Origin of the sequence: Methylocaldum sp. GT1BB (assembly GCF_051027545.1) — a bacterium.
Classification (GTDB): Bacteria; Pseudomonadota; Gammaproteobacteria; order Methylococcales; family Methylococcaceae; genus Methylocaldum.
In genome coordinates this window covers 4,492,766-4,503,952 of sequence record NZ_CP194902.1, presented here as the reverse complement: position 1 = coordinate 4,503,952, position 11,187 = coordinate 4,492,766, and the positions used below count along the sequence as shown (strand labels likewise).

General features: G+C 61.0%; 8 protein-coding genes and 1 riboswitch. Of the genes, 5 read left to right on the top strand and 3 right to left on the bottom strand.

Translation table 11 applies throughout. The annotated features are described in order from the left end of the window. Nucleotides 1-26 precede the first annotated feature (26 nt). From ACR2TX_RS21430 to ACR2TX_RS21410, 5 genes are all read left to right on the top strand, one after another. A complete protein-coding gene (locus ACR2TX_RS21430) occupies nucleotides 27-1,289 on the top strand; it encodes an MFS transporter (RefSeq protein ID WP_434130679.1) in 1,263 nt (420 codons plus the stop codon). Then, the gene (locus ACR2TX_RS21425) at nucleotides 1,270-1,962 is read left to right on the top strand and encodes a 4'-phosphopantetheinyl transferase family protein (protein ID WP_434130678.1); all 693 of its coding nucleotides are present in this window, start codon (nucleotides 1,270-1,272) and stop codon (nucleotides 1,960-1,962) included. The genes ACR2TX_RS21430 and ACR2TX_RS21425 overlap by 20 nt, the downstream gene beginning before the upstream one ends. A gap of 40 nt (nucleotides 1,963-2,002) precedes the next feature. Next, nucleotides 2,003-3,160 carry an Acg family FMN-binding oxidoreductase gene (locus tag ACR2TX_RS21420; protein ID WP_434130677.1) on the top strand — a complete coding sequence of 386 codons (1,158 nt, stop codon included), beginning with the start codon at nucleotides 2,003-2,005 and terminating at the stop codon, nucleotides 3,158-3,160. 27 nt (nucleotides 3,161-3,187) lie between these two features. Continuing rightward, a complete protein-coding gene (locus ACR2TX_RS21415; RefSeq protein ID WP_168175529.1) occupies nucleotides 3,188-3,790 on the top strand; it encodes a 3-hydroxyacyl-ACP dehydratase FabZ family protein in 603 nt (200 codons plus the stop codon). A gap of 367 nt (nucleotides 3,791-4,157) precedes the next feature. Further along, entirely contained in the window at nucleotides 4,158-5,405 is a 1,248-nt protein-coding gene (locus ACR2TX_RS21410; protein ID WP_077732373.1) for a glycerophosphodiester phosphodiesterase family protein, read from the top strand. Between the two features lie 711 nt (nucleotides 5,406-6,116). Here ACR2TX_RS21410 and pepA read toward each other — a convergent pair. The 3 genes from pepA to ACR2TX_RS21395 all read right to left on the bottom strand — a co-directional run bounded on the left by pepA (nucleotide 6,117) and on the right by ACR2TX_RS21395 (nucleotide 11,138). Further along, the gene (gene pepA, locus ACR2TX_RS21405; protein ID WP_434130676.1) at nucleotides 6,117-6,983 is read right to left on the bottom strand and encodes a flocculation-associated PEP-CTERM protein PepA; all 867 of its coding nucleotides are present in this window, start codon (nucleotides 6,981-6,983) and stop codon (nucleotides 6,117-6,119) included. 98 nt (nucleotides 6,984-7,081) lie between these two features. After that, nucleotides 7,082-7,162: riboswitch (cyclic di-GMP riboswitch) on the bottom strand. 812 nt (nucleotides 7,163-7,974) lie between these two features. Continuing rightward, entirely contained in the window at nucleotides 7,975-8,583 is a 609-nt protein-coding gene (locus ACR2TX_RS21400; RefSeq protein ID WP_434130675.1) for a hypothetical protein, read from the bottom strand. Nucleotides 8,584-8,642: 59 nt separating this feature from the next. Next, the gene (locus tag ACR2TX_RS21395; RefSeq protein ID WP_434132532.1) at nucleotides 8,643-11,138 is read right to left on the bottom strand and encodes an ExeM/NucH family extracellular endonuclease; all 2,496 of its coding nucleotides are present in this window, start codon (nucleotides 11,136-11,138) and stop codon (nucleotides 8,643-8,645) included. Nucleotides 11,139-11,187: the final 49 nt, after the last annotated feature.

Genomic DNA, 11,187 nt, shown 5'->3' with positions numbered 1-11,187 from the left:
TCATTGCGATTGGACGGAGGTGAGAAATGGGGGCTAAATCCTGCCCCCCGACGCCCGAGCATCCGCTGGCGGGCGTCGCTCTGGGTACGCTGTATGCGTTGGGCGGGCTGTTGGGGATATCGCTTGGAATCCTCAACCCCATCGTTGCCATCTTCATGGAAGAGCGCCACGTCGACGGCGTGCTGATAGGCGCCAACGCATCGCTGTTGTTTCTCTGCGTTGCGCTGGCTGCGCCTTTCGCGGGTCGGGCGCTGCGGCGGATCGGTCTGCGCCGCGTCGTGGCCGTGGGCCTGCTGGCATACGCGACTGCGGCCGTTTCGTTCCCTTGGCAATCGGACATCGGATTGTGGTTCGCCTTAAGGGGCTTGATGGGCTTGGGCATGGCCTGCGCGATGATCGGCACTCAAACCGCCTTGTCCTGCTTTGCCGGCGATGAGCGCCGCGCCGTTGCCAACGGCGTTTACGGTCTATGCTTCGGGATAGGGCTGGCGGTCGGGCCGGTCGTGGGTTCGTACCTATACGGGCTGGCCCATCATCTGCCTTTTACTGTCGCCACCGTGCTCCTGGTTCAAGCTGCGGTTCTGGTGGCTATCGGCTTGCCCGGAGCGCGCGCCGAACCGGAACGCGCTAGCGGCCGACTTCTGCTGCGGGCGGGAATTCCGGTGCAGGCCGTATTGGCCTATGGTTTTGCGGAAGCCACGCTGCTGACCCTCTATCCTGCCGTTCTCGTGCGCCAGGGTTTCACCGCCATGGCTACCGCCCATCACCTGGCGGCTTTCGTGCTGGGGGGATTGCTGGGCACTTTGCCGGTCAGCCACCTGGGGGATCGGCTGGGTTATCGCCGTGTACTGTTCGCTTGCGGCATGGGAGGCATCGTCGCTTTGGCGGTGCTGATGCGGGTCGACTCGGTTAGCGCCCTCATCGGCGATGTCTGGGTACGCCTGGGGCAGGAGGGCCAACCGATCAGCGCCGAATACGTCGCCGGAGGCGCGGCCTTCGCGACCGGACTGACATTGGGGCCAGTGTTCGCTCTGGCCCTGGCGCTTCTGGCCAGGATCCTGCCCCGCGCCGATTTGCCCGGCGGCACCGCTTTGTTTACCGCGGCCTTCGCCGTCGGATCGGCCGGAGGCCCGTGGTTGTCGGCATGGATCATGCAGCATGGGGGCGGCCAGCACCTTTTTACGCCGTCCATGGCCCTGTTCGGGATGCTCGTGTTCAGCCAGGCCGTGAGCTGGTTGTGGCGCTGGCTCAGGAGTTTCGCGAGCGACTATGCCATCGATACCCGTTGAACCGATACGACGACCTGAGGGTTTGTTCCCCGGAGAGTTATTCGTCGTCGCCTGGACCGAACAGCTCTCGGACCCGTCCGAATTGTTCGAAGAAGAACGGATGCTGGTCGATGGGGCCATAGCGAAACGCCGGAAGGAATTCGCCACCGGGCGCGTTCTGGCGCGGAAGGCGGTTCGACATCTCGGGGTCGAGCCGGCGCCGATTCTTCGGGACGAATCCGGTGCGCCGATCTGGGGACGGGATATCGTCGGCAGCATCAGCCATACGGAAGGCATGGTAGCGGTCGTGGCCACTCGGCTTCGGTTCGCTCGCGGCGTAGGGGTCGATGTGGAATGCCGGCAAAACCCGTTCCCCTGGCGTGCCATCGATTCCGTCGCCTTGCCGGAAGAGCGCGCCTGGTTGGACTCGCTGCCGGACGGTTGTCGCGAGTTGGCCGCCTATGTCCTGTTTTCGGCCAAGGAAAGCGCCATCAAGTGCCTGTATACGGCCGCCGGTTCCTTGGCCCGTTTTAACGATCTGGCGGTGCGTATGGACTTCTCGAGCGGCGTTTTCGTGGTCGATCCGACTTATGGCTCCGCGCTGAACGAAGTGCGACTGGTCGGCCGTTTGGGTTGGAACGACACTCACATATTCACCGGAGTGTGGTGGCCGGCGCCAGACTACAATTCATGAAAGAAAGAGTTCGGTAAGGCCGATGAAAAGGAAACGAAGCATGATCCGCCCCGATCCGATATTGCAGAGCCGTCGGCGATTTCTCCGCCAGACCGGCGCTCTCGCGGTCGGAGCAGCCACGTTTCCCGCAATGTTCAGGGCAGCCCCAGCGGTTGCAAGCGCCTCGCCGTACGTCGCATGGGAGCAAACCGCAAAGGGAGATCTGACCGATTTGGAATACGTGGCGCTGTGCGGCACGTTGGCCGCGAATGCCCACAACACCCAACCCTGGGCCTTCAACCTGCTGGGCAATCGGATTGTTCTCTACGCCGATCTGGCGCGCCATCTCGGCCAGGCCGATCCCCGCCGCCGGCTCATGTTGATGGGCTTGGGCTGTGCCACGGAGAACATGGTCGTCGCGGCGGCTCAACTCGGTTATGCGGCGACCGTGTCCGATGCGGAGGCCGATGCGTTTCTGCAAAACGGGGGCCGCTGCGCGTCGCTCGAACTGGCGCGGCGCTCTGACTCAAATACCCATCCCTGGTTTCCGGCCATATTCCGCCGCCAAACCACCCGCTCCGAGTTCGAGCCATTGCCGATTTCCCGGAACGAGTTCACGGAAAGCCTCAATGAGTATGGCGAACTTCCCGGCACCCACCTCGCTTGGTACGGTGCCGCTCACGAACGGGAAGCCATCGTTCGGATCGCCGCCGATGCCGTGGCCGAGTTCGTGGCGAACGATGCGGCGTACCGAGATTCAATGTCGTGGTTCCGCCGTTCCAGACGGGAATGGGAAGCGAGCCGCGACGGGATTTCCATCTTCACCAGCGATGCCCCGTGGTTCGTGAAGGAGTGGGTGGAGTTCCTGTCCACCCCCGAGGATTTGGTGTCGTCCGAGTTCCGCCAAGGCGAGATCGATGTAGTGAAGCGGCTCGCCGAAGCCACGCCGCTTTGGAGCGTGGTCTGGAGCGAGCGGGATACGCCGGACGCCTGGTTTCAGGGCGGACGGCTGATAGAGCGGATTTACCTGGCGGCCGTTGCGCAGGGACTTGCAGTTCATCCTTTGGCGTACCCCACCGAATCGCCCGTAGGGTCGTCCGGTTTGGCGAAATCCCTCGGTCTTCCTTCAGGGGCGGTGCCGCTAATGCTGTTGCGCGTCGGCCTGGCTAGGCCTTTGGAGCGTTCCGTGCGCCGGTCACTTCAATCGGTACTTCGTTGATCAATGGTCTCAAAAGCAGGCGGTGTCATGCTAGATAAGATTCTTTCTCTCCGGAACTCTCCGATCCATACCCGTCATTTCATCAGCCGCATCCGGGAATTGCTCGACTCGGGATTGGACTCGGCAATCCATGAGCCGATGCGGACGCAGCACACGTTATTTCCTACCGCGGAGATTGACGTCGCCTTGCCCAAAGTGGGACGTGACATGATCAGCCAAGTAATTCCCCACCGCGGCGAAATGCTGTTGCTGGACTACATCGCCTGGGTCGACGACGCCTTCCGTCGCGGCCTTGCGGTCAAAAAAGTCAGGGAAGACGAGTTTTGGGTGGCCGGCCACTTCCCCGGGCATCCCATTATGCCCGGCGCGCTCATGCTCGAAGCCGGCGCGCAACTGGCCTTGTACTTGTCCAATCGGCGGTTGGCGGAACCTGCCGTTGGGCTGTTTCTGCGTATCGAGAACGCACGCTTCCGAAGCTCCGCCGCCCCCGGCGACCAATTGCTCATACTGTGCGAAAACGTCGATCAAGCCCGCAATATCTTCTATTACGACGTGCAGGGATTGATCGAGGATCGTATCGTCTTCGAGAGCCGAATCGTCGGCATGCTGTCCAAAGTGAAAAAGAAATAAGCGCCTGTCGTTCAGAAGCTCCTGATCGGATGATGGCTTCCGTCCGGATTCCGCATCGGCTGCCGCGGCTCGTATGGGCTGAACGGAGAGAGCGCAATCCGGCCCACCTTGACTAAACCCGCTTGGGCAACCCGCCAAACTTCACCTAACGAACGCTCCTCGGGAGCCGCGTATCCGCACGCCAGCGCCGGAAGGCGTCGGCATGATCAGGGCCGCTGTAGCGCTCTCGGAAACTCCGAAAACCCGCTCAACTGTCACGAGACCTAAACCGTTCAGTCACATTGATGGCACAAATGGCGTGTACGGTCTGTACTGGGCCGAATGGGCTCAACCCACCTTCACTAAACCAGAACAACAGGAGTGATAGATGCGTCCACGATTGATCATGATTGCCTGTGCGGCAATGACGGCAGTATTTCCCGGTCTCTTCGCCACCGCGTCGGCGTCCGATAATAGCCAAAGCGTGCAGTTGGGGCCTCGGCCGTTTTTCCTGGTTAACGATATGGAAGACGGCGAACTCAAAAACGAGCTTCGGAGATGTGCGAAAGGTCCCTTCAAAAAGACCGATTTCTCGATCGGTCACCGCGGCGCCGCTCTGCAATTTCCCGAACACACCAAGGAATCCTACGAAGCCGCGGCCCGCATGGGCGCCGGCATTCTGGAATGCGACGTGACCTTCACCAAGGATAAGGAATTGGTGTGTCGTCATGCGCAGAACGATCTTCACACGACTACGAATATCCTTGCCATCCCCGAGCTGGCCGCCAAGTGCACGAAGCCGTTCTCGCCGGCCACCTTCGATGCCAGCGGCAATCTCCTCACGCGCGCCACGGCGGAATGCCGCACCAGCGACATCACCCTGGCCGAGTTCAAAACCCTTCGCGGCAAGATGGATGCGTCAAACCCCCGCGCTAGAACCGTGGACGAATATCTCGGCGGCACGGCGAATTTCCGCACGGATCTCTACGCCGGCCCGACCAGCGGCACCCTGCTTACGCATAGGGAAAGCATCGAGCTTTTCAAGAAACTGGGCGTGAAGATGACTCCCGAACTGAAGAGCCCTAGCGTGGCCATGCCTTTCGACGGCTTTTCCCAGGAGGATTTCGCCCAGAAAATGATCGACGAGTATAAGGAAGCGCGCGTTTCCCCGAAAAAGGTCTTCCCTCAGTCTTTCAGCATCGACGACGTGCTCTATTGGGTCCGCTACGAACCCGCCTTCGGCAAGCAGGCCGTGTATCTGGACGATGCCGAAACGGTCGCCGATCTGCCCGATGCTGCCACCTTGGCAAGCTATAAGACCATGGGCATCAATATCGTGGCGCCGCCGACGTTTGCTTTGTTGGACCTGGACGCCGGCGGCAACATCGTGCCTTCGGAATACGCCAGGAACGCCAAGGCCGCGGACCTGGATATCATCACCTGGACACTGGAGCGCTCCGGAATTCTCGCCGACGGTAATAATGGGTTCTATTTTCAGACCATCGATTCCGCCATCAAACGCGAGGGCGACGTAATGAAAGTGCTCGACGTGCTGGCGAAGGATGTGGGTATTCGTGGCGTCTTCGCCGACTGGGCCGCGACGGTGACCTATTACGCCAACTGCAAGGGATTGTAAGGGGCGCTGTAAACCCGATCACCGAGCGAGCGGGAGCGAGAAATCGAAGCCTCCGGCGGGGTTTTGTTGCGTGAGGTCCCAAGCCTGCATAGTTCATGAAAGGAGGGTGGGCGGAATCGAAAAGCCCTTAAAATTCAACTGCTGACATCGAATTTTTGAGGAGATTCCGCCGTGACCCATGGTACCGGACAACGTGAACTGTTCGCGCACGTGGCGCGCCGCCGGATCGGCTCATCCCGGACTTCGACACCGCCGATGATCTCGCGGCTCCCTGGCGCCAAGCAGCACAAACCCACTTTGCCGCCACCGAGGACAAACAACGGGTGTCGGCTAGCTCTTGTTGGAAGCCCTGCGCCGGAGGGGGCTCGCCGGCGCCGAACTGGCTCGCGCGCGGTGTTCGAGCCCGAGGGTGAAGTTCCTCAAGAGTTGTCGCGGACTTTACTCACTCGGCCGTCCTTGAAGCCGATAGCGACGCTGCGTCATGAGGATGATAATTGCAGCACTGGCCTCGGCCGTTCCGGCTGGCGGTCGGCTCGAGGAACCGGACCGGGATAAGCGCCGGCCCGGTTGTGACGTTCGGCTCGAGGAACCGGACCGGGATAAGCGCCGGCCCGGTTGTGACGTTCGGCCGCGCCGTCTGCTTCCGCAGTCAGCGAAGCAGATTTGCACCGAATCCTCGCCCATTCACCAAATGGGCTTGCCATGCGAGGCTCACGCAGCCAATTTGCTGGAACGGCGAGAGATGACGCTCATGCCGGCCAAGGCACTAGCGAGCAGCCAGAAGGCCGCTGGAACCGGTACCGCCGTCAGCGTGAGCGATCCATCCGCCTGGTAGAGAATGCTCGTCGATGTAACCGGTATGCCGCCGACGGAAGAGATGGCGGGAGGTGCGGTGGGGTTTCTGACGAACAGGGAGAACAACGACTGGCCGCCGCCGATGGTATCGGGATCGTATACCGCCGAATCATAGAAACTGGTGTTTCCGACGAAGGTAAATTCGCTCGAGGTTACGCCAAGACCGGAAGGAAACTGGGTGCTTACCGTGACGACCCCGGTTCCGCCCGTCACCGATCCCTTAAGAATATTGGTGCCGTCCGTGATGCCCGCATCACCGGTTACATCGCGATTGACGGCGCTGTCGAAAAACAGGTCCAGCGAGCCACTCAACACCTGGAAGTTGATGGTCCACAGCCCGTTGCCCAGATTCTGCGCGTTCGTGACTTGTGTTTGGAAAGCCGACTGGGTGGTCAACTCGTAAGAGACGTTCAGTTTGGGGTTGCTCACCGTGGAGGTGCCCAACTGATGGTTGGTGACGTAAGACTGGTACACGCCTGAATAGATGTCTCCCACCGTAATTTGGGAGGGATTGGTGATCGTGTCCGGTACGAGCAATGCCAGACCGCCGTCGCCCGCCGCGAAGTCGTAAGTATCGAAGGGACCGACCGCTTCGCCGGCCGAACCGCCCACGACGGTGTAGTCCGCGGTACCCACCCAGTTCGGCAAGGTTGCCGCACCGGCAGTACTTGAGAATCCGACGCCCGTCAAAGCGAGCGCCGAAATGATCTTACTTGGTTTCATCCGAATTACCTTTTCACTGTGTTGACGTTGAACTCACAGTGATGTCCGTGATTCTGCCCACAGGTGGTGAGCGGTGCCACGGTCCTCCCCATCACTCGGGAGGCGGCCCGGCGATCTCGACAAACGCGAGACCCGTGGCTTTCCGGCCCCGCCTCACGGCGGGTGTGGCTCTTCGGCAAACACGTTCAGCTGGTCCTACAGCTTGACGTGACCGGTAACCGACCTAAGCCTCCTTGCTCATTTTTTCGAAATACCCGGTCAAATTAAGCCGAGACTGTTACACGTCAGTTAATGATTGGTTAAATCTATGTAATCAATTTATGACAAATGACTCGTCGGAGACCGATTAGGTGGATTCTGTCCAGTCTCCTTCTCCATGAGCCAGTGAGCCAGGCTCAAAAAAGTGGACACCATCAATCGCGTAAATCCGGTGATTGGTGGTGGAACGAGATGGCGAAATTACCGAGACAGCCGTTCAAGGCCGAGCTTCGTGCGCAGGTGATGAGATGAGCCAGCGAGGGGAAACCATTCGTGCTGGAAGCGGCGCGGCGGCAGCGGATGGCGATAGACCGAAGGCACTCTGCCGATACGCCAGGTCGAATCGGCGGATCAGGTCCCGCTTGGTCCCCGGCCGCCTGCATCCGTTGGTCAGGCACCTCGAAAAACTTCGAGGTGCTCGTAAGCCAAGCCCAAGCCGCGTTTGGGCTTGGCGAAGAGAAAAACCGCCGGGAAGGCCTTGGTTCGGAGCCTGATCACGTTTCCGCCAGCCGTACACCGGCCCGCGTCCACACGAAGAGCCGAGCGAATTGGGACGGGTTAGCTTTGGCAACGGCTGGGATCAAAGCCTATCTTCGTAGACTTAGAGCGTTTTCATCTCGCTCGTACGACAAAACAGGCTTGGCGGAAGTCGTTGGCGCCTTCGGCTCGGGTGAATGGATTCAAGCCTTCGTAGGTCGGCAATCCTTTGCCGACAAACCCGTTGGCCCAACGGCTATCTTCGTAGACTGAGTGCGCCGATCGTACAACTTTTTCGGCATGCACTCCGCACCACCAGCCCCGAGATCCCGCTGGCGAACAGCCAAAAGGCGGCCGGTACGGGAACCGCGCTGGACTGAATGCTCAAGGACAGACCGGCATTGGCGGCGAGCGGCCCCGAGAGGCTGAAGAACAATCCTTGATTGGGTTCGGACGGATTGCCCAACACGCCCAAATCAATATTTCCGGCGTACAACGCCTGGAAATTGAGCGTCGCCAGAGTCAGTGTCTGATGCGCCGGAAGATTGGGGATGCCGGGGAAGGCCGATCCCGCCAAATCCAGTCCGAGCAGGCCGCTGTCATCGCTGAAGGACGGCGAATACGTGACGCCCGTGAACTGAGCGGCGGTACCGTTCAGCACCGTGTCGAATCCGAACGCCAGCAATTCATCGGAAGCGTCCAACCCATCGAAGGCCTGAGTCAACGTTAAATCGATACTGAAGCTGTCGCCAACCAGCACGGGGGCATTCCCGACAAAATTGAGCGACACCACGGCCGAGTGGGAAGGGGCCACGGGCAATAGCCCCAGAATGGCAATTGCGAGGCGGGCTTTAAAAGTCAACATCGTTTATCTCCAGTTAGGGGAAAGGGCCGCCTCGTTGCAACGAGGCGGCCGATCGCTGTTTAAAGTCCTGCCTTGACACGATAGGCAGCATAGTGGCCATACCAGCGCTGGTAGTCGGCATAGGTCACGCAGCCGACGCCGTCGTAGTTAGCCTCCGCCAAGTAGCCGGATTGGCCCGAACACTTGCCCAAGGCGGAGCGGAAGCGGTTCTGGTCCGCTACGTCGACGTCGCCGTCCTTGTCGAGATCGCCCGGCACCAGCACTTCCACCACGACCGGATCGTGGTCCGACGAACGATACGGATCGGCACTGTAGAAGCTGGTGACCTGATCCGGCGTCTTGAAGTCGGTGTTGTAGTCGAGCGCGATCGGCTCGTCCGCGTTGATGTGCCATTCCGCGACGCCCTTGACCTGATAAGTGAGCGTCAAACTGGACAGGGCATGATCCAGATAGCCTGCTTCGCCGTCGAATACGTAGGAATATGCGTCCTCGCCAAGGAAAGCCGCGACCTGATTGGTAAAGCCGTTCTGTTCCAGGGTCCGGATGGGATCTTCCTTGGCGTAGGCATTCAGATCGCCGATGACCAGGACATCGGTGTTGCCGCTCCCGGTGGGATCCGCCGCCAGCCAGTCGGCCAGGGCCTGGGCAGCCCTGGTCCGGGTCAGGTTGCAGTTTCCCTGCTCGTCGCCCACGTCCGGGTCTCCCACGTCGGTGCAAGCCGAGCCTTTGGACTTCAAGTGATTCACGACCACCGTCAGCTTCTTGTTGGACAGCTTGTCCAGGAAGGTCTGGGCCAGCGCGGGCCGATTCTTGGTGTCGATGAAATCGGGATCGACCGAGGAGTCCAGGATCGCGAACGACCCGACCGGGCTCACTTTCGCCGGCTTGTAGATCAGCGCCACGCGGATCTCGTCGGTGCCGACGATGCCGGTGTCGATGAAGGCGTACTGAGCGGACCCGGCATAGACGTTGAGGCTGTCCACCAGATCCCGGATCGCCGGATAAGCATCGTCGTCGTTCTCGATTTCCATGAGGCCGATCACGTCGGCGTTCAGGCCGTGGATGGCGGGGACGATCTTGTCTTTCTGGCGGGTGAACTCGGCCGGGTTCTCGGCGCCGCGGGCCGTCGGGAATCCGCCGCCGAAGCCGTCGCCGTTGAAGTAGTTCAGCACGTTGAAACTGGCAATGCGGAGCGATCCGATGCCGGGCAACGCGGGCGGAACCGCGGGGCGCGGATTGTCCGCCACGAACAGGGGGTCCGCCGTGGGCAGCAGGCGGAAAGCACCGAAGGCGTAGCTCATCACCCCGGTCGCGCCGGTCAGCGTGTCGCCGCTCCGTAGCGTGTTGCCGGCGCTCAAGCCGGGAGCCGGGAAAATCACCGGGTCGGGATTCTGGACGTTGGAGCCGTCATCCACGAACAACCGATTCAGGTCGTTGGCCGCCGCCACCGCATTCGCCGCCGCGCCAGGCAAAGCGACGTGCGTCGGATTCCGAAGGCGACCGTCCGAGGACACCACGATCTGGCCGAAGCGGCCCAGCTGGAAGTTTTCGGTGACGGTCAAGCTCTGGGGCAAGTTGATCAGCATGCCTTCGTAGCGCTCCCGATCGGTGGCCGATCCGTCGAAGGGCAGGGTTACGGGCGTCGCCGCCGGCAGCGGGTTTCCGCTGGCGAGTACGGTTACCGAGGAGGCGTTCAGCGTCGTCAGGCCGTTGGTTTCGGTCACGGTTCCGGTCACCCGCACCCAATCGCCCGGATCGACGGCGATAGTGGAGTTGACGAACAAGCCTTCGGACGAAGCGGGATCGGCATCGTAATCCGCCGGCTCCTCCTGAACGAAGAAGCCGCTCAACTCGGTCGCGCCCTGGAAGTCGCCCACAACAACGGCCTCCACCGTCACGGCCGCACCTACGACGGGACTGGACAGGCCGGTGCCCTGCACCGTACTGATCAGGCTGACGGAGGATGGCGGGGGCGGAGCGGAAGCGAAAGACTGCCCGGCATTGAGCGCACCGAAGGTGTTACCGGAAGAAGCTACCCAAGTGAAGTCCTCGTAGAAAATGCCGTTTCCGGTAAGCTGCAAGGATCCGCCGACCGGTGTGGAACTGCTTTCGCTGACGCCGATATCGGTGCTGGTGAGGCCGTTGGCAAGCCCGTTGGTGGCGGTGAACATGCCCTCGTAACTCAGAAACTGAACGATTTGATTGGACGCATCCACCAGGGCGATGCCGTCCGGGGCGCCGTTCTGCAATCCGTCCTGGTTGTAAGCGATCGTGATCACGCCGTAGCCGGTACCGCCCAGGTCCGGAATCGTCCCGGAAAGGGTTTCGGACGTGGTCGCGGCGGGCGTGGCGTACGTGCCGCCGCCGTTGCCGTTGTAGCGGACGATTTTCCAGCCGCTCAGATTGGTGCCGGCCGGCCCCGCGATCTCGATGGCTTCGCCAGCGTCCGTCCCGGCGTTGTCGTAGTGGATTTCATTGATGAAAACCGGCGTCGCGGCGTACGCGGCAGGGCCCAGCGCCGCAAGCACCGCGCCGGTCAATACCTTGCGCATCATGTTGTTGTCCTTTTGGAATTTTGTTTCGGAGAAATCGATCACGGGGGCT